12 protein-coding genes are annotated in these 16897 nt (G+C 71.1%); 6 read left to right on the top strand and 6 right to left on the bottom strand.

What is annotated here, in order from left to right; translation table 11 throughout:
* The first annotated feature begins 150 nt into the window (after window positions 1-150).
* Window positions 151-1047: a LysR family transcriptional regulator gene (locus MB828_RS17740; protein WP_301649057.1), complete on the top strand. Its 897-nt coding sequence runs from the start codon at window positions 151-153 to the stop codon at window positions 1045-1047.
* A gap of 51 nt (window positions 1048-1098) precedes the next feature.
* Here the strand turns inward: MB828_RS17740 and MB828_RS17735 are convergent, their stop codons facing one another.
* The 3 genes from MB828_RS17735 to MB828_RS17725 all read right to left on the bottom strand — a co-directional run bounded on the left by MB828_RS17735 (window position 1099) and on the right by MB828_RS17725 (window position 5716).
* Entirely contained in the window at window positions 1099-2820 is a 1722-nt protein-coding gene (locus tag MB828_RS17735) for an endo-1,4-beta-xylanase (RefSeq protein ID WP_301649056.1), read from the bottom strand.
* A gap of 261 nt (window positions 2821-3081) precedes the next feature.
* On the bottom strand, window positions 3082-4929 hold the full coding sequence (locus MB828_RS17730; RefSeq protein ID WP_301649055.1) for an FG-GAP-like repeat-containing protein: 1848 nt from the start codon (window positions 4927-4929) through the stop codon (window positions 3082-3084).
* Between the two features lie 67 nt (window positions 4930-4996).
* On the bottom strand, window positions 4997-5716 hold the full coding sequence (locus MB828_RS17725) for a hypothetical protein (RefSeq protein ID WP_301649054.1): 720 nt from the start codon (window positions 5714-5716) through the stop codon (window positions 4997-4999).
* Between the two features lie 244 nt (window positions 5717-5960).
* Here MB828_RS17725 and MB828_RS17720 point away from each other — a divergent pair, with 244 nt between their 5' ends.
* Window positions 5961-7055 (top strand): hypothetical protein, encoded by a 1095-nt coding sequence (locus tag MB828_RS17720; RefSeq protein ID WP_301649053.1) that lies wholly within the window; start codon window positions 5961-5963, stop codon window positions 7053-7055.
* 42 nt (window positions 7056-7097) lie between these two features.
* Complete coding sequence (locus MB828_RS17715) at window positions 7098-7604, top strand: hypothetical protein (RefSeq protein ID WP_301649052.1); 507 nt, start codon at window positions 7098-7100, stop codon at window positions 7602-7604.
* 85 nt (window positions 7605-7689) lie between these two features.
* Here the strand turns inward: MB828_RS17715 and MB828_RS17710 are convergent, their stop codons facing one another.
* Complete coding sequence (locus MB828_RS17710; protein WP_301649051.1) at window positions 7690-9216, bottom strand: RICIN domain-containing protein; 1527 nt, start codon at window positions 9214-9216, stop codon at window positions 7690-7692.
* Window positions 9217-9488: 272 nt separating this feature from the next.
* Window positions 9489-10202 (bottom strand): VOC family protein, encoded by a 714-nt coding sequence (locus MB828_RS17705; protein ID WP_301649050.1) that lies wholly within the window; start codon window positions 10200-10202, stop codon window positions 9489-9491.
* A 282-nt stretch (window positions 10203-10484) separates the two neighbouring features.
* On the opposite strand from MB828_RS17705, the gene MB828_RS17700 reads away from it, so the two are divergent.
* On the top strand, window positions 10485-10730 hold the full coding sequence (locus tag MB828_RS17700) for a DUF5133 domain-containing protein (protein WP_133024243.1): 246 nt from the start codon (window positions 10485-10487) through the stop codon (window positions 10728-10730).
* Window positions 10731-10856: 126 nt separating this feature from the next.
* Here the strand turns inward: MB828_RS17700 and MB828_RS17695 are convergent, their stop codons facing one another.
* On the bottom strand, window positions 10857-11591 hold the full coding sequence (locus MB828_RS17695; RefSeq protein WP_301649049.1) for a formylglycine-generating enzyme family protein: 735 nt from the start codon (window positions 11589-11591) through the stop codon (window positions 10857-10859).
* Between the two features lie 274 nt (window positions 11592-11865).
* Between MB828_RS17695 and MB828_RS17690 the strand changes: the two genes are divergently transcribed.
* The gene (locus MB828_RS17690; protein ID WP_301649048.1) at window positions 11866-15714 is read left to right on the top strand and encodes a S8 family peptidase; all 3849 of its coding nucleotides are present in this window, start codon (window positions 11866-11868) and stop codon (window positions 15712-15714) included.
* A 64-nt stretch (window positions 15715-15778) separates the two neighbouring features.
* A complete protein-coding gene (locus MB828_RS17685; protein WP_301649047.1) occupies window positions 15779-16780 on the top strand; it encodes a helix-turn-helix transcriptional regulator in 1002 nt (333 codons plus the stop codon).
* The last annotated feature ends 117 nt before the right edge of the window (window positions 16781-16897 follow it).

Raw genomic sequence — 16897 nt, 5'->3', positions numbered from 1 at the left:
CGTTCTCGTCTTGTCGTCTTGTCGTCTTGTCGCTTGTCGTCGCGTCGTCCGGTGGTCGACTCGTCGGTGCCTGCGGCTCCCAACGACGGTGCCCCAGCCGAGCTTTGAGAACAAGCAAACGCTTCTACCAACACCGTTAAGCTGTCCTACATGCTTGATGTGAGGCGACTGCAGGTCCTGCGCGCGGTGGTCACCAGCGGCACGGTCACGGCGGCCGCGGCCCACCTCGGGTACACCCCGTCCGCCGTCAGCCAGCAGGTGGCCGCGCTGGAAAGACAGGCCGGAACGGCGTTGCTGGAGCGGGTCGGTCGCGGGGTGCGCCCGACGGCGGCCGGGCTGCTGCTCACCGAGCACGCGGCGCTGATCAGTGCGGCGGTCGCCCAGGCGGAGTCGGCGCTCGCCGACCTCCGGGCCGGTCGCACCGGCCGGCTGTCGGTCCGCTACTTCGCCACCGCAGGCTCCACCCTGGTGGCGCCGGCCCTGGCCGGGCTCCGCGCCGAGCACCCCGGCGTCCGCGTGGACCTCGAACTCAGCGACCCGCAGGACCCGTTCCAGGAGGTGGCGGACGGCCGGGCCGACCTGGCCGTGGCCGTCCAGGCCCGAGGCCGTGCGGGGGACGGCTGCCGGCTCGTCCACCTCCTCGACGACCCGTACGCGGCCGTACTGCCCCTCGGTCATCGGCTCGCCGGCGAGGAGGTGATCGACCTGCACGAGTTGTCCGGTGAGCAGTGGGTGGGCAGCGAGCCGCCCGGTCCCTGCCTCGAACCCGTCATCGACTCCTGCGCCGCGGCCGGCTTCAGCCCCGACTTCGTCATCCAGAGCGAGGACTACGCCACCGCACAGGGCTTCGTCGCAGCCGGCCTCGGCGTCGGTCTGATGCCGCGCCTCGGGCTGCGCAGCCGGCACCCCGGTGTCGTGGTACGCCCGGTCCGCAACCCCGAGCCGGTCCGGGTGATCTCGGCCGCCGCCCGGGAGACCGCCCTCGGACAACCGGCTCTGCACAGCTTCCTGAACGCGCTACGGGACGCGGCCACCGCCGGCAGCTGACCACCGGCGGCCGACGACCGGCGGCGCCGTCTATGCGGTGGTCCCGCGTGGCTAGCGGTCGAGGACGTCTCGCAGGGCCCAGTACGCGGGTTTCGCTTCGTACGCGGGGTCCCAGGGAAGGGCGTTTCCCGGACCGGGGGGATAGGTGCGGATGTCGGCCGTGGAACCGTACCGGTCGGTGAAGCCCCAGGTGGAGAAGGAGGTGCAGTTGGGTTCCTCCGTGCAGACGGCGAGTTTCCCCGCGAACTGGCGGGCCTGGACGTCCTCGTCCTCCGCGCCGTCGCCGACGAGGACGTCCATCTCCGAGACCCGGGCCTTGAGGCCGAGTCCGGCCAGTGCCCGGACCTTGCGCCGGAAGGCCTCCGGGTCGGTACGGTCGCCGGCGGTGTACTCGTGGTTCTGGAAACCGACGCCGTCGATCGGGACACCGCGTCCCCTGAGCCGGATCAGCAGCGCGAGGAGGGCGTCCCAGCGCGGTCCGTCCTCCTCGACCCCGTACTCGTTGAGGTAGAGCACCGCATGCGGATCGGCCTCCCGGGCGGTGCGGAACGCGATGTCGATGTACCGCTCGCCCATCGCCTCGAACCACAGGTGCGGCCGCACCCCGAGGTTGCCGTTGGTGTAGTCCTCGTCCTCGTCGGACATGGGCTCGTTCACCACGTCCCATTCCGCCACCCTGCCCCGGAAGTGGCCCGCGACCGCCCGGATGTGGTCGGTCATGACGCGCCTGCGGTCCGCGTCCGTCATCTCGGCGCGCATCCACGCGGGCAGCGCCTCGAACCAGACGAGCGTGTGCGCGTGCACCTGCATCCCGTTGGCCTCGGCGAAGGCCACCAGGGTGTCGCCCTCCTCGAAGGCGAACACGCCGCGTCGCGGCTGGACGAACTGCGGCTTGAAGTCGTTCTCCGGGGTGAGCATGGAGAACTCCTCGCCCGCCGTCCTGCGGTACGCGCCGTCGGTCAGCAGCGGGCCCGCGGCCAGGGCGGTTCCCAGGCGGATCGGGCGTTCGAGGTCGGCCGCCAGGTCACGCAACGCGTCGGTGGACCGGGGCACTTCCAGACCGGGGGCGTTCTGGACGGCCATCCGTCCCCGGCCCAGTGGCAGCGCGCGGAGTTCGCCGAGTGTCCAGCCTTCCCCGTCACCCTGCGCGTCCGCACCGAACCAGACACGGCCGTGACCGAAGACGTCCCGCCCCGCGAAGGTCCCCAGGACGGTCCCGTCGGCCTCCAGTACCAGCCCGCTCCCCCGCACCTCGACGGCGAGCCGGACGTCCTCCCCGAAGTCCCCGGCGAACGTACGGGTCGCGGCGGGCCGGTCCGAGTCTCCGTCCCAGCGGTCGAACCTGACCCGTCCGCCGGCCACACCGATCCGCACCCCGCGCGGCTCCTGACGCCACTCGTCGTACACGACGGGAGTCTCGCCGTACAGGTGCAGGTAGGCGTCCGTGTCGTCCGTTCTTCTCAGGCGTGCCTCGATCCGGACGGCGCCCCGGAACACGAGGTGGGGGCCGCGCAGGTTCACCGGCGGATTCGGCTGCCCTCCGCCGCCGTCCTGCCGGGTGATGCGCCGGTCGAGGCGCGTGATGCGAACCCCCGCCGACGTGGGCTTCGCCCCGGCGAAGTGGGCCCAGTCCCGGCCCTCGAGCAGGTCTGTCGCCGGCCCTCGTACCGGCTCGGGGCCGCCGGTGCAGGACGTCGAGGCGCCGACGAACGGCAGCCAGGCAGCAGCGGCGACCACACTCCTGCGCCGTACCCCCACCGACAGTCCCTCCACGACTCTCCACCGACCACTCGGCCCGGTCAGTGCGTGCCGCGCCCAGGGTCATCATCTCCCGGTCCGGAACTCCGCGAACCCACGTGTCGTGCCGCCGTTTCGCCGGCCCGTTCCGGGCTGCGGACGAAGCGCCAGGCGACCGGCGCGGACAGCGCATAGGCGACACCGCTCGGCAGGTAGTCAGCCGTGGCCTGCGGTCTGAACGTGGACGCGGCAGCCGACGGGGGTGGCTCCCCCTCCGGCTGCGCAGGCCCGGGACGGTCACCTGGTCCTGAATCGGCGGAACAGGTTGCGGGCCACGTACACGCCCTGGCCGCCGAAGCCGACGATGTCGACGCGTCCGTCGCCGGTGATGTCGGTGACGAAGCGAGGGTGGCGGTCGACTCGCCAGGCGCCCGCGTCGTCGTTGTACCCGAAGCCACGGCACACCAGTCGGGCCTGGTCGAACCGGCCGTCGCCGCGGTTGTGCGACACCCAGACTCCTTCGTCGCCGAAGCCGACGACATCCGGGTTGCCGTCGCCGGTGACGTCGGCGAGGAGGCGGAGGTGCTTGCCGCCGGTCCAGCCCTGGGCGTGCCCGAAATCGTTCAGGACCAGCTTCGCGGGCTCGAACGTGCCGTCACCGCGTCCTCGTGAGACGACGACGCCCTGTGGGCCGAACCCGACGAGGTCCGTCTTCTCCTCACCGATGGTGCGGATCAGGAACCGGGGGTACTCCTCGGCCGAGTTCGACCCCTGGTCGGTTCCGAAGTCATCGAGGATGTACCGCGGTTCGGTGAAGGTGCCGTCCTCTCCCTGGAGCGAGACCCAGACGCCGTCGTCGTGGCAGCCGACGATGTCGGCCCGTCCGTCACCGGTGGTGTCCGCGAGGAAACGCGGATGCTTGTCGACGAGCCACCCGCCCGCCTTCTCGTCGTGACCGAAGGCGCGGAGCACCGGTTCGTCGGCGAGCGGCGTGAACTTTCCTTCCTCGTCCTGGAGCGAGATCCAGACGCCGTCGTCGTGGCAGCCGCCGATGTCGACGCGTCCGTCACCGGTGGTGTCGACCAGGAAACGGGGATGCTTGTCGACGAGCCATCCGCCGGCCTTCCGGTCGTGGCCGAACCCCTTGACGGCCAGGTTGCCGCCCGCGGGCGTGAACGTCCCGCTGTCGCCCCGAGCGGCCACACGGACGCCGTCGGCGCACAGTGCGACGGCATCTGGGCTGCCGTCGCCCGTCATGTCCACGAGGGCCCACAGGTCCGCAGGATTCGGCGAGGGCGGGGGCTGGTGCAGGACGCGTTCGTCGTCGTCGAACGTACCGTCACCTCTGCCGGACGCGGTCACCGCCCCCTTCGCGGGTTTGAGCGCGACGATGTCCGTCCGCCCCGCCCCCGTGGTGTCGGCGAGGAAGCGCGCACCGAGCCCGGCCCATCCGCCCGGCTGCCCGTTCGGTGGCCGGGCGGGCCCGTCGCTCCGCCAGCCGCCGGCGTTCTGGTCGCTTCCGAAGCGTTCGAGGACCAGCAGCAGGTCGCTGAAGGAAGGCTCCGCGCCGGGTGCCGGACGCAGCGCGGCCGAGCGGGACAGGCGCCAGGACCGACGGCTGTTCCAGTGGCTCAGGGGTGCCCAGCACAGCACGGGGTCGCTGCTGCGCTCGGGTTCGGCGGTCACGAACCGCCAGCGCTGGCTTGCCGCGTTCTCGTCGTAGGCACGCAGGACCACCCGTGTGCCGTCCTCGCCGGGGTCGGCGAGGTCGAGAACGGTGTCGTCGGTCACCGTCTCGATGAAGCAGGAACCCGCTTCGCCGTCGACGGGGACGACGCGCCACTGCTGTCCCTTCCTGCCCGCGACGGGGTTCCCCTGGCGCACGCCGCGGTCCGCGGCAGCGGGGTTGTCGAGCACCTTGTCGCCGGCCACGTTGCGCATCACGTACACGAGGTCGTCTTCGGTCCGCCCGCCCGGTGCGGGCGGTACGGGGGTGAGCTGCCACTGTCCGGCGAGTGAGTCGCCGTCGAGCGGGTCTCGGACGACGAGGGCTCCGCCCGCGCCGGGTGCGGCCGCGACGCCGAGGGGCTTCCCCGTGGCGGCGTTGACGATCTGGAACTTCAGTTCTTCCACGGGCAGGGGCATGGTGGTGCCTCCTCCAGACGGTGGGGGCGTCGGCTCGGGACGGGTGTGGTGCGGCGGCCGAGCGCCGTCACGTGAAGACGTGGTGGTAGGGGACGTCCCACTCGCTGGGCAGCCGCGGGTGGAAGGTGTTGATGACCGTTCCGGTGAAGTCCCCACCCCAGTTGTAGGTGACCCGCACCTCGCTGTCGGCCGCCACCGCGTGGTCCTTGAACCCGAGGATGGTGTCCGGGTGGGTGATCGGAACGAACGTGATCCCGCCCCACGGCGTCACCGTGACGATCCAGAGCTGGGTGTCCTCGGGCGCGCCGTTCCTCCCCCGCCACTTGTCGCCGACCTTGTCGGGCAGGCCGACCTGGACGCTGTCGGCTGTGCTCTTGGGTGCCTCCTGGTGGACGGTGACGCGCCTGCGCTGCGGCTTGGGCACGCCGTCGTCCCCCCGGCCGGCGTCGGCTGTCCCAGTAGCGGCCTGTTTGGGCGTCACCTGTCCCGCTGCGCTCTCGATGACGTACAGCGGTCGCTGGCCGAAGAAGCCGGCCGGGGTGATGTACCAAAGGTGGCCCTTGGCCTCCTTGGTGGCCGGGTCGAGTGCGGTGGCCAGCTTGACCCCCTTGTCATGGCTCTCCTCCTTCAGCTCGACGGGCCGCAGGTAGCCGCCGTTGAAGGCGTGGACGAGCATGACCGGCCGGTTCTCGACCAGTGCCGCCACGATCGCGTTGTCGTAGCTGTTCACCGCCACCGGGCCGCCGACCACCAGATTGGACATCGTCGCGCGTTCTTGGGTGTACATCGCGGATACCTCTCCTTTTTCATGTGAAGAACAACGTCAGAATGCACGGGAAAGCCTGTGCATGAAAATGGCCGAGTTCATGTTACTGACAGAAATGGGCCGCCGGAAAGTCATCGATCGAGTGACGATTAAGGAGCGCTCACTCGAATGAGTGCGATGTACAGACACCTCTTCCCGGCCATTATTTCGCGTGCTAATTTCGACTGCCCAAGACGTTCTGTCGGAATTAGTCGAGGACGGACAGATGCCTTCCACCGCATACAGCCTGGTAGACGCCAAGCGTCAGCCGCTGACGAAGAAGAACCTGCGGGAACTCAACATCGAGCAGACCTGGCAGTCCATCCTGAATCACCCGAACCTGGTCTACGTCGACGCCTCCGGCGTGAAGCACAAGCCCGTCGGTTTCTCGGTGAACAAGTCGAGCTTCGGCAGCTTCCCCGGTTCCGCGTTCCAGCTCGGCTGGCTGGCCTACATGAACCTCGGGGAGCCGTTGATCGAGGTGCGGGGCGATATCGGGCAGCCTCCGCCCGACACGTTCTCCACCCGCTCATACGTCAACCGAAGCCAAGAGGAGATGAACTTCACCGACTCGGTCGATTTCTCCGTCTCGAACGGGGTGACGTGGTCGCTCCACGGGGACGCCAAACTCACTTTCGGCGGCAGCGTCGGCGCCTCGCTCCAGTTGCAGTTGCAGAATCAGCTCCGTCTGGATCTCCAGTCGCAGCTCCAGGCGTCGTGCCAGAACGGGACGGCGAACCGGAACTCGAACACGGTGACCAACAAGAACAGCAAGGACAGTGTCGGCGTCGACAACGCCAATACCAGCGAGACGTCCGCGAGCAGTTCGGCGACGAACTCCTCGTCGAACGGGATGACCAACTCGGTGGGGTTCACCACCTCGGGCAGCGCCACCGGCAACGCGTCGCTCAACGCCCAGCTGGCCCTGGGCATCGCGGCCACCGTGGGGGGTTCCCTGACCACCAGCTGGGCGTCGAAGTCGCAGATCTCGGGCAAGGTGCCGGCCAACTCCCGTGTGCAGACCATCGTCACGCAGCGGCGCACCCGCAAGCAGTACACCTACGAGATCCCGGTGACCTTCTCCGGACTGATCGCGGTGCAGTACGCGGTGCCGGTGGCGGTCCTGTCTCCCCCGCAGCCCGGTACCTATCCCGCACTCAGCGGGATGGTCGCGCGCGACATCGGCGACATCGACCTGGCGCCCGGTGGCTTCCGCATGAAAGGACTGGCCGAGGTCGTTTCCGCCCTGGACGTGCACCACGCCCTGCTCGACGTCGAGAGCCTGACCGTCAGCCAGCAGACGCTCTACAAGCAGCCCTGACCGCGCGGCACCCCGCCGCCACGACGACACGAGGTGACGACCATGGTGTTCGACAACATCTTCAACTCCGCGGCCAAGGGCGCGGGGCTTTTCTCCGTGACCACCGACAGCACGAAGCCGCGGCCGGGTGAGGGTGTCGACTTCGAGGACTCCGACGCCGACACGTACGACGACACCAGCCCGAGCCTGTTCAACAACGCGATCCACGGCGCCTCCTCCGACGCGAAGATCGTGCGGGAGACCTCGCCCGAAGCACGGGCCGTCCTGGGCTTCCTCGGCGCCTTCATCCAGACCACCCGGACGTCCGCGGGCGCGCAGTCCCAGTACGCACGGGATCCCGGCTCGGTCACCAAGGCGGCCTCCGCCGGCATGCAGGAAGCGAGTGCGACGGTGACGGAGCACGGCGACCTCCAGAAGGACGAGGACCTGGCGAACATGCCGAAGAAGAGCGACTACACCAAACCCCCCAGGACTCCGGAGGCCCCCAAGGCCCCGGAAGCGCCCAAGGCGTCCAAGGCGACCGCGGACAAGCCGTCCCGTTCCGAGTAGGGCCGGAGTCGCAGGGGGGAGCAGTCGCAGGAGGGAGCAGTCGCAGGAGGGCAGGGGCGGGACCGCCCCTGCCCCCTTCCGTTCGCTACACGGGAAGCAGCTGCCACTGGCGGCCCCGGTGGTCGCCCTCCGCCCCGTGCTGCCTGACGGCCGTACAGGCGTTGGTGTCGACCCTCAGCAGCAGACCACTGTGCCGATTGGCGATCTCGTAGACCCGCGGATCGCCGCTCACCGGGCCCACCGGGATCAGCCTCCAGTGCTGGTGATGCGCGTCGCCGCCCTCGTAGCCGCGCTGCACGACGAGCGCCCCGGCCCTCTCCTGCGCTTCGACGACCTCCAGGACCTTGCCGCTGCGCACGTTCTCGATCCGGTACAGGACGTCGCCGTCGTCCTGGCCCGCCGCGACCAGCCGCCACCGCTGGTGGTTCCTGGAAACGGGCAGGGTCTGGTGGATCTCCGCCCCGTCCTGGGTGGATTCGCGCAGGACTCCCATGCGCAGCCTGCTGCGGACGTTGGCCCAGGTGACCACCGTGCCGGACTCGGGCCGCCCGGCCATCTTCCCCGACGTCAACTTCCGGATCCGGTTGTTGAGGTGGTCGGTGACGTAGAGGGTGTCGACGCAGTCCAACGCCACCTTGCGCGGGCCGTTCAGCTGGGCGGAGGCGGCCGGGCCCCCGTCGCCGCCGAAGCCCGCGGCGCCCGTGCCGGCGACCGTGCCGATCACCCCTTCCACCGTGACCCTGCGAACCCGGTGATTGTTGTAGTCCGCGATGTAGAGGACGCCGGTGCTGTCCACCGCCACCCCCAACGGGGAGTTCAGCCTGGCCGCGACGGCGGGTCCGTCATCGCCGCTGAAGCCCGCGACACCCGTCCCGGCGACCGTGCCGATCACCCCGTCCGCCGTCATCCTGCGGACCCGATGGTTGCCGTAGTCGCAGACATGGAGGGTGCCGGCGCTGTCCACCGCCAGCCCCGCCGGGCAGTTCAGCTGCGCCGACACCGCCGGGCCGCCGTCACCTTTGAAACCGGCGGCACCGGTCCCCGCGACCGTGCCGATCACCCCGTCCGTCGTGATCCTGCGGACCCGGTGATTGTTGTAGTCGGCGATGTAGAGGACACCTGTGCTGTCGACCGCGACTCCCAACGGGAGATTCAGCTGGGCGGCGTCGGCGGGACCGCCGTCACCCCTGAAGCCCGCCACCCCGGTACCGGCGACCGCGCTGATCTTCCCGTCCGTCGTGATCTTCCGGATCCGGTGGTTGCTGGAATCAGCGACGTAGACGGCACCGGCCCTGTCCACCGCCACCTCACGCGGGCAGTTCAGCTGGGCCGAGACCGCCGGGCCGCCGTCGCCCTTGAAACCCGCGGCACCGGTCCCCGCGACCGTGCTGATCACCCCGTCCGTCGTGATCTTCCGGACCCGGTGACCGCTGTAGTCGGCGAAGTACAGGGTGCCGGTGCCGTCCACCGCGATCCCGTACGGGCGGTTCAACTGAGCCGAGACCGCGGCCTCGTTGTCCCCTGCGGACCCCGCCACCCCGGTTCCCGCAACCGTTCTGATCGGAGGGGTTGAACCATCACGACCCGCGTCCGCCCCTTGCGGAGTGCTCATCGTCATCCCTTCATCCGAATCCGGACCACCCGCTACAGACAGTGGTCATGAGACTCCAGAAAGTCACAGGTGCGGGAGGGCTGGCTAGATCACTTCCGGGTGATTGCGGCGGCGCACGGCGAGGATCGTCCGAACCGGCTCGGCAGTCGCTCCCAGCAGATGTCCCACCTGGGCTTTCCGTGGTCTCGGAGGGCGGCGCCCGGCGCGTGCCGGGTCCTCGCGTGCTCCAGGAAGCCGGATGCGACCGGGGCGGCCGCCCCTGTACTGCGGCTTCATCGAGGGGTGAGTACGCGGAACTCATTGCCGTCGGGGTCGGCCAGCAGTACCGGGCCGTCCTCGCCACGGGTGGAGTCCAGGCGTTGCGCCCCGAGGGAGAGCAGGCGCTCGACCTCCGCCTGCTGATCGCCGTCCGGTGCGAGTTCGAGGTGCAGGTCCTTGCCGGGGTCCGGCATCAACGGCGGTCCGCCCCACGTGATCTTCGTGCCGCCGTTCGGCGACTGGACGGCGGTCTCCTCGTCCTGGTCCCAGACGAGCGGCCAGCCCAGGGCCTCGCTCCAGAAGTAGCCCACGGCCTGCGAACCGTCGCAGGCTAGCGCGCCGATGTGGCCGCAGCCGGCCAGGAACCGGTTGCCCGGCTCGATGACACAGAACTCGTTGCCCTCGGGGTCGGCGAGCACCACATGGGACGCGTCCGGCCCCTGGCCGACGTCGGCGTGGCGCGCGCCGAGGGCGAGTGCCCGGGCCACGGTCTCCTGCTGGTCCTCGGGAGAGGAACTCGTCAGGTCGAAGTGCAGCCGGTTCTGGGCGACCTTCCGAGCCTGGGCCGGACGGAAGCCGATGAGGTAGCCGGCGTCGTTCCCGGACAACAGGGCCACGCCGTCGTAGCCGTCCTCAGCTCTCTTCAGGCCCAGGACCCCGGACCAGAAGTCCGCCAGCCGCTCGGGCTGGTGCGCGTCGAAGGAGAGTGCGATGAGTCGGCTGGTCATTGCCCCACGCTTCCTCGGTCCGTCGAGTGCCGGGTCTCGGCAGGGCGCCCTGTCAGCGCCTCAGGAGAGCATAGGTACAGCCGCCCTGCTCGGAGGAACCTATTTTCACCGAACAGGCGACCGGACCGCCCAGGTTGGCGTAGATCCCCCGGCACGGGGCACCTGATCACTTGCTCGACGCCGTCCGTCGCCGCAGGCAGCGGAGGCCGTCGGTCAGACCCGTTCCTCGCGGTGGCCTCCCGGCCGCCTCGCGAGCTGTGCCTGTATGGAAAGGGAACCCCCATGCTCCTTCCGGCGGAGAAGCAACTACGCACGGTGCTCGCCCAGTTCGCCCAGGCACGCATCGAGCACGACGTACGTCCGACCGGTCGCACCAGCAGGGCACTCGAAGACGCCACGTACACCCTGTGCGTGATGACCGGGGCCCGCACCACCGAACAGGCCCTGCGCGCAGCGGACGCGCTCCTGCAGCGCTACCTCGCGGACCGCGACACCACCGGACAGAAGAACGCGACGCTGGCGGCATGAACCAACCCCCGCGGACCTCGCTGAGGGGACCCTGTCCCTGCGGACCCAGCTGAGGGAGACTCCGTCCCTGCGGATCCCGTTGAGGGAGACACGTTCCGGGATGCGATGCCTGGGCGGTGTCCGGTGCTACGCGGCCGGTGCCGCCAGGCGGAAGCCCACGCCGATCGCTTCCAGGTCCGGCTCGTAGGCGCCGTGCCGGCGGGCGCAACGGGCCAGGTCCCGGTCATGACGGAAGGCACCGCCTCGGGTGACGTGCCGGTCGAAGGCCCAGTCCTCGGTGGCCGGCACCCCGGCGGGCGCGCCCGGGTAGGGCGCGTAGCGGGTCGAGGTCCACTCGTCGGCGTTGCCCGCCATGTCCAGTACGCCGAACGGGCCGGCTCCGGCCGGGAACGAGCCGACCGGCGTCGTGGTGCCGATGCCCAGGTCCACCAGATTGGCCAGACCGGTTCGGTACTCGTCGCCCCACGGGAACTCGCGGCCGTCGTCGCCCCGCGCGGCGCGCTCCCACTCGTCCTCCGTGGGCAGCCGCACCTCCAGGCCGAGCCGGTCTCCGAGCCACCGGCAGTAGGCCGTCGCCGACTCCCAGGCGACCCCGATGACCGGGTGGTCCGCGGGCGCCCGCGGGACCGGTCGGCCGGTGTCCACCGCGAAGGGTGCCCACTGGCCGACCGTGACCGGGGTACGGGCGATCCGGAACGCCGGGACGTGGATCTCCGTGCGCGGAGCCTCCTTCAAGTACCACTCCGCGGGCACACCGGTGTCCGCGTAGCGGCGGGCCACGGCCGCCACCTCGTCGGCCGGCGTGCCCCGTTGCAGCGACCCGGCCGGAATGCCGACCCAGTCGACCTGCTCCGCCCGCATGGATCCTCCTCAACTCACGGGGGCATCCCATGATCACCTCGGTGGGCGGGACGCGCGTCGGCCGAGGGACCCATGTGACCCGCGACCTTGGACCCAGGACACCGGGCCACGGACGGGTCGCGTTCACCGTCGCGGCGCGCCCGTTCACCGGCACGGAGTGGCGCAGTTGGGACATGTCGCAGTCGCGACATCGTGGGCCCGTGACATGGTCATCCGCTCGGCAGATTCTTTCGGACAACGCGTGATCAAGCGTTGCACGAAAGGTGTGTGGCTGATGGCATGGATCCGTCTGACGGCGGCGATATCGACAGCACTGGTTCTGACCACAGGAGGGCTCTCGTCCGCCTCCGCGCAGGCGTCCTCCCTCGCGTCCTCCCCCGGTGCGGCGGAGGCGAAGGGCGTCGCCGGATCGCCCTCCACCGTACGGCTGGTGACGGGTGACCGGGTGACGGTGACACCCGGCAGCGACGGCCGGCGCACCGCCTCGGTGGTGCCGGGTACGGGCCGCCGGGGCATCGTCTTCCGGACGTACGAGCAGGACGACGGCACGATGACCGTACTCCCGTCCGACGCCGCGGAGTTGGTCGCCGCCGGGACGCTGGACCGGCGTCTCTTCGACGTCACCGCCCTCATCGCCCAGGGCTACGACGAGGCCGGCACCCCGGCGCTGCCGCTGATCGTCTCCCCCGAGCCGGGCGGCGCGGCGGCCGGGACGGCGGCGAGCCGCAGGGCCGCGGCGACGACGGCGGACCGGCTCTCCGCGTTCAACACGGGGTCCGTGCCCGAGCGCCGGCTGGCGAGCATCGACGCGACCGCCCTGCGGGTGGACGACGACGACCTCGGCGCGTTCTGGAGGACCCTGCGCCCCTCCGGCACGGCCCGGCTCGCGCAGACCCCCCGGGTGTGGCTCGACGGCAGGGTGGCACCGGCACTGGACCGCAGCACGGCGCAGATCGGCGCACCCGCCGCCTGGAAGGCCGGTTTCGAGGGACAGGGCGTCAAGGTGGCCGTCCTGGACACCGGTGTGGACGCCGGCCACCCTGACCTGGCGGGCCGGATCGCCGAGTCCCGTGACTTCTCGGACAGCGGCAGCGTGAGCGATCACTTCGGGCACGGCACGCATGTCGCGTCGATCGTCGGCGGCAGCGGCGCGGCGTCCTCCGGTACCCGGCGCGGGGTCGCGCCGCGTGCGGACCTGCTGATCGGCAAGGTGCTGGGCGACGACGGGTACGGCTCGGAGTCGCAGGTCATCGCCGGCATGGAGTGGGCGGCCGCCGAGCACGCCAAGGTCGTCAACATGAGCCTCGGTTCGGACGCGCCCTCGGACGGCACCGATCCCATGAGCCAGGCCGTCGACACCCTGTCCGCCTCGGGGCGGACGCTGTTCGTGGTCGCCGCGGGCAACGCCGGTGAGCAGGGCGCGTCGACCATCGGCGCCCCGGGTGCGGCCGACGCCGCGCTCACCGTCGGGGCCGTCGACCGGGACGACTCCCTGGCGCCCTTCTCCAGCCGGGGCCCGCGTCCCGGCGACAAGGCCGTGAAGCCCGACGTGACCGCGCCCGGCGTCGGTATCGTCGCCGCACGCGCCTCGGGGACGGCCATGGGCACCCCGGTGGACCCCTATTACACGGCCGCGTCCGGGACGTCGATGGCCACACCGCACGTCGCCGGGGCCGCCGCCCTTCTCGCCCAGCGGCACCCCGAGTGGAGCGGGCCGCAGCTCAAGGACGCGCTCGTCAGCACCGCCCACCTCGTGTCCGGCACCAAGGTGACCGAACAGGGCGGCGGGCGCATCGACATCGGCGCGGCCATGGGGACCCTGACGGCCACCGGCTCCGTGACCCTGCCCGCGCTCCAGACCGCCGACGCGGGCGGACCGCGGCGGGTGGCGACCCTGCACTACACCAACGACGGCGACCACGCCCTCGACCTCAGACTGTCGGCCTCGCTGACCCGCGACAACGGTGTCACCCTCGCCGACGGCGTGGTCACCCTGGGCTCGGGCGGCATCCGGCTCGCCCCCGGGGCCTCGGCGGACGTCCCGGTCCTCACGGACGGCGCGCACTCCGCGCGTGGCGCCTACTACGGCTACGCCACCGCGACCGGACCGGACGGCACCACACTCGCCCACACCACGCTCTCCCTCGTCGTGCACGCGCCGCTGCACCGGCTCACCGTGATCGCCAAGGACCGGGCCGGCAAGGTGATACCGCAGGCCGCCCCGACGATCTGGGGGGCCGACGGCTTCGCTCAGTACACCGGTCTCGACCCTGCCGTCGCCGTCGTCGAAGAGGGCACCTACCAGGTGAGCTTCGGCACCCTGGACGACGCGGCCGACGGCCAGGAACTGCGGGAGGTGATCGACCCGCAGGTGCGGGTCACCAAGGACTCGACCGTCACCCTCGACGCCTCGAAGGTGACGGAAGTGCGGATCCGCACCCCGCGACCGTCCGAACAGCACGGCGTGCTCAGCTATCAGACGTACCGTCAGATCGACGGCAACGGTCTGATCCAGGGCGTCATGTACTTCGACGTCGCCAAGCGGATCTACGTCAGCCCCACCGCGCAGGTCACGGACGGCACCTTCGAGTTCGCCTCCCGCTGGCAGCTGACGGCCCCGCAACTCACCGCTCGGCCGCAGGGTGGTTCACGGTCCTTCACCCCCTACTACCTGCCGACGTCACCGGTGTTCGACGACAAGGGCGTCCGGCTGACCGCCGTGGACGCCGGCACGGGCACCGCCGCCGACCTCAAGGCCGCCCACGTCCGCGGCCGACTGGCCGTCATCCGCTACGACTTCGGTGACGACACCGCCCTCGCGCGGGCCGCCGCCGACGCCGGCGCCAAGGCGCTGATGCTCGTCGTGCCGGAGGGCTTCTACCCGTGGACACGCTGGAGCCCGGGCGGTACACGCCTCGCCCTGCCCGTGATGCGCGCGGGCAACGCGGACGGCACGGCGATCCTGAAGCGGAGCGCGCGGACCGTCACCCGGGTCCGGTTCACCGGCACCGTGCGCAGCCCCTACCTCTACGACGTCATGCAGGTGTCCCGCCAGCGCGTCCCGCAGCACCTCGTGCACACCGTCTCCGGGCAGGACAGCGCGCTCGTGCACGCCACCTACGCCCGTACCGGCGCCTCCGACTGGGCCAGTGAGCAGCGTTTCGCCTGGCGGCCGTACCAGGACACCGCATGGAACCAGTACACGCGGGACGTGCCGGTGGGCCGGGAGCGCGTGGAGTACGTGACGGCCGGCGACACCCTCTGGAACCACGTCGTCCACCACGACACCGTCCTGGACCAGGACTTCCCGCTCCAGGCCGGCATGCGGGACGCGACCCACACCTACCGGGCCGGACAGCAGGCCACGGAGCGCTGGTTCACCGCCCCGGTCCGCCCCTCCGTCCCGCACGGCGTGGCCGGCTGGCCCGCCTCCACCCGGTACGGCGACACCGTCTCCCTGTACGTCCCGGACTTCACGGACGCCGCGGGGCACTGGTCCTTCGCGGAGAGCGAGGGCCTCGGCGGCGTCGGCACCCGTGCGTCCGGTACGGGCGACACCGCCGTCGCCGACCTGTACCGGGACGGACAGCGGGTCGCCCACTCCGACACCGGCGCGTGGGGCGCCTTCGAGGTGCCGGCGGGCCGGGCAGGCTACCGGCTGGACCTGGCCACCGGACGCGACTCGGAGGACTGGCGCTTCGGCACCCGGACCGAGACCTCGTGGTCCTTCGCCTCGGACACCACCGCGAGCCCCGCGCTGCTTCCGCTGCTCCAGGTGGACTACTCAGTGCCCGTCGACGCCGAGAACGCCGTGGGCCCGCAGCGCACCCACACGCTGGGCTTCGACGTCCGCATGCCCGACGGCGTGCCCGCCCCGCACGGCACGAAGCTCACGGTGCAGACGTCCTACGACGACGGCAGGACCTGGGTGACGGCACGGACCGCGCCGACGTCCGGGAAGGGAACGAGCGGACGTTTCACCGCGACCGTCGAACGTCCGTCCGGGGTGCGCGGCGACGCCTGTGTCACACTGCGGATCACAGCGGCGGACGACGCCGGGCACAGCGTCCGGCAGACGATCGACCGCGCCTTCCTCCACCGGGGATCCGCCACGTCGCACTGATCCGGTGAAGCAGCGGAACGGGAAGCGGCGGCCGCGCCGCGCGAGCAACAGGGAGGGACCGCCGATGCTGGAGGCGGCAGGGCTGACGGCCGTCGAGGAGACCGTTTACCGCCTCCTGGTCGGAGCGGTCACGGCCTCGGCGCGCGAACTGGCGGAGCAGAGCGAACTGCCGCACGGGACGCTGGAGGTGGTGCTGGCGGGCCTCACGGCCAAGGGGCTCGCCAGCCCCACCGATCACGTGCCGCCGCAGTACTCCGCCGTGCCGCCGGACGTGGCTCTGCTGCCCCGGCTGCAACGGCGTACCGACGAACTCGACAAGGCGCGCAGCACGGTCACCGATCTGCTGGACCTGTACCGCAGCACCCGGCGCCGTCAGGACGCGGGCCAGCTGATCGAGGTGATCACGGGCGCCGAGTCGCTGCGGCAGCACCTGCGGCAGATGCAGGACAACGCCCGGCACGAGATGCTCTGGTTCTGCAAGGCCCAGTACGTCGCGATGCCGTCGGGCAGCAACCGCGCCGAGTACGACGCCCTCGCCCGCGGGGTGCGCTACCGCGTCCTGTACGAGCAGGCGTTCTTCGACGACGACCACGCCGTGGACAACGTGATCGAGGGAGTGCAGGCCGGGGAGATCGCCCGCAGTGTGCCGCATCTGCCGCTGCGGCTGGCCGTGGCCGACCGGGCCATCGCCATCTGCCCGCTGGTGCCCGGCGGCCCCCAGGGCTCCCCCGGTGAACCCACCGCCGCCCTGGTCCGTGAGAGCAGTCTCCTGGACGCGCTCACCTCGCTCTTCGAACGCTACTGGGAGACCGCCGTCCCTCTCGACGTCAGTGCCGCGGGCACCCTCCCGGACGCCGCCGCCGTACGGGCGGGCGACCCGCTGTCCGGCACCGACCGGCGGATCCTCTCCCTGCTGGTGGCAGGCATCGCGGACAAGGCCATCGCCAGTCAGATGGGACTGAGCCGGCGCACCATCCAGCGTCACATCCAGCAGATGATGACCCTCGCCGGGGCCACGACCCGGATGCAGCTCGCCTGGCAGGCGGCCCGCCGCGGCTGGCTCTGAGCATCGGGTGCCGGGGCCCGGCCCCGGAACGGGAACCGAACGGGAACGGGGTCGGGGACGGTGGTGGCCTGACGGACGGCGCGGTGTGGTCCGGGTCGCCGGTACGTCGTCGCTCTC

The organism is Streptomyces arenae (assembly GCF_022343545.1).
Taxonomy (GTDB): Bacteria; Actinomycetota; Actinomycetes; order Streptomycetales; family Streptomycetaceae; genus Streptomyces; species Streptomyces humi.
Note: the sequence above shows the minus strand (reverse complement) of the source record. Positions and strands in the feature narration are given on the sequence as shown.

Coding starts and splice junctions, on each gene's coding strand:
- MB828_RS17715 (WP_301649052.1), top strand. CDS start 7,098: ATGGTGTTCGACAACATCTTCAACTCCGCGGCCAAGGGCGCGGGGCTT.
- MB828_RS17695 (WP_301649049.1), bottom strand. CDS start 11,591: ATGCGGGCGGAGCAGGTCGACTGGGTCGGCATTCCGGCCGGGTCGCTG.
- MB828_RS17740 (WP_301649057.1), top strand. CDS start 151: ATGCTTGATGTGAGGCGACTGCAGGTCCTGCGCGCGGTGGTCACCAGC.
- MB828_RS17705 (WP_301649050.1), bottom strand. CDS start 10,202: ATGACCAGCCGACTCATCGCACTCTCCTTCGACGCGCACCAGCCCGAG.
- MB828_RS17730 (WP_301649055.1), bottom strand. CDS start 4,929: ATGCCCCTGCCCGTGGAAGAACTGAAGTTCCAGATCGTCAACGCCGCC.
- MB828_RS17685 (WP_301649047.1), top strand. CDS start 15,779: ATGCTGGAGGCGGCAGGGCTGACGGCCGTCGAGGAGACCGTTTACCGC.
- MB828_RS17710 (WP_301649051.1), bottom strand. CDS start 9,216: ATGAGCACTCCGCAAGGGGCGGACGCGGGTCGTGATGGTTCAACCCCT.
- MB828_RS17700 (WP_133024243.1), top strand. CDS start 10,485: ATGCTCCTTCCGGCGGAGAAGCAACTACGCACGGTGCTCGCCCAGTTC.
- MB828_RS17725 (WP_301649054.1), bottom strand. CDS start 5,716: ATGTACACCCAAGAACGCGCGACGATGTCCAATCTGGTGGTCGGCGGC.
- MB828_RS17720 (WP_301649053.1), top strand. CDS start 5,961: ATGCCTTCCACCGCATACAGCCTGGTAGACGCCAAGCGTCAGCCGCTG.
- MB828_RS17690 (WP_301649048.1), top strand. CDS start 11,866: ATGGCATGGATCCGTCTGACGGCGGCGATATCGACAGCACTGGTTCTG.